This is a genomic window from Paracoccus beibuensis (genome assembly GCF_026162625.1).
GTDB lineage: Bacteria > Pseudomonadota > Alphaproteobacteria > Rhodobacterales > Rhodobacteraceae > Paracoccus > Paracoccus beibuensis.
The window spans coordinates 1-1,438 of the sequence record NZ_JAOTBD010000091.1 but is presented as its reverse complement, the minus strand read 5'-3'; the positions used below and the strand labels follow the sequence as shown (position 1 = coordinate 1,438).

Here is a 1,438-nt window from a genome sequence, read left to right as displayed (position 1 = left end):
ACGGAGAACAACGGGAACGGCGTCGGCTCGCCGCTGAGCGCGCCATATTCGAGCAGGATGCCACCGCGCGCCATGCTCGCGGTCAGCGGCTCGAACGACGGGCCTCCGACCGGATCGAGCACCACGCGCGCACCTGCACCATCGGTAATCTCCATCACCTTTGCGACCAGATCTTCTTCCTCGGTCGCGACGACATGATGTGCACCGGCATCAAGGAGGGCCTGGCGCTTGGCCCTGGTCCGCGTCGTCGCGATCACCGTCGCGCCGACCATCCGCGCAATCTGGAAGGCAGCAAGGCCGACGCTGCTGGAAGCAGCGGTGACGATGACGAAATCGCCCTCGCCGAGCTTCGCCTGCTCCACCAGCGCGCCCCAAGCGGTGACATATTGCATCCACACGGCCGCCGCTTCCTCGAACGACAACGCCGCCGGATGCTTGACGATAAGGCGGGCGGGCACGTTGGCGACCTCGCCATAGGTGCCCCAGCGCGCGATATCGAGCGGGGGGATGACGCTGACGGCTTCGCCTTCCGCAAACCCGGTCACGTCCGCGCCAACCGTAACGACGGTGCCGGCGGCCTCGTAGCCGAGGCGGCTCGGGAACTCGGCTTCCTGAAGGTAGGCATGGTTGCGGAACATCACTTCGGCGCGGTTTATACCTATCGCCTTGACCGCGATCTGCACTTCGTCGGCCGCGGGCGCGGGCACGGCCAGATCTTCAATCTTGAGGACGCTGGCGTCGCCATATTCGTGGATACGAACGATGCGGCTCATGGGACACTCCTTGATTATTGAATGATCGTTCTGTATCGGTATGAGCCACCAGTTTCAAGATATTATTTATCGATCATTCCATATCGGGCAGCAGACATGACAGACACGAAAGCCCGTCGGGGCGCAGGTCGCCCTCGCGTGTTCAACACTGACGCTGCGCTCGACAAGGCGGTGCGGCTATTCTGGCAGCGCGGCTACGAGGCGACTTCGATGGCCGATCTCGTGGCGGAGACTGGTGTCGCCGCCGCCAGTCTCTATGCAGCGTTTGACAACAAGGCGGGGCTGTTCGCGGCGGTGATCGAGCGCTACGCCGCGACGTTCAGCGTACACCTCTATGCACCCATCAACGATCCGGCGTTGTCCACCTTCGAGGCCGTCAAAGGCCTGCTGGAACGAGCGGCGTCATCTTTCTCGGAACCGGGAACGCCGGCCGGCTGCTTCATGTATTCGGCAGCGGCAGCCGTGTCGCCGGCGTCCGCCGCCATCGAATGCCTGCTGCGCGACAAACGTATCGCGGCGGAGGCCCTCCTGATCGAGCGTCTGCAACGCGGCGCCGCGCAGGGCGAGCTTGCGGCCAATGTCGATCCGGCCGTCCTAGGCAAATTCATCAATACGGTCATGGAAGGCATGTCCGTTCAAGCGCGCGATGGCGCTACGATCAACGA

2 protein-coding genes are annotated in these 1,438 nt (G+C 63.6%); one reads left to right on the top strand and one right to left on the bottom strand.

The window, feature by feature from the left end; translation table 11 throughout:
- On the bottom strand, positions 1–773 hold a 773-nt coding region (locus OC159_RS19920; RefSeq protein ID WP_265502966.1), incomplete at its 3' end, for a zinc-dependent alcohol dehydrogenase family protein.
- A gap of 138 nt (positions 774–911) precedes the next feature.
- Here OC159_RS19920 and OC159_RS19915 point away from each other — a divergent pair.
- Positions 912–1,438 (top strand): TetR/AcrR family transcriptional regulator (locus OC159_RS19915; RefSeq protein ID WP_265502965.1); only part of this gene is annotated, 527 nt, incomplete at its 3' end.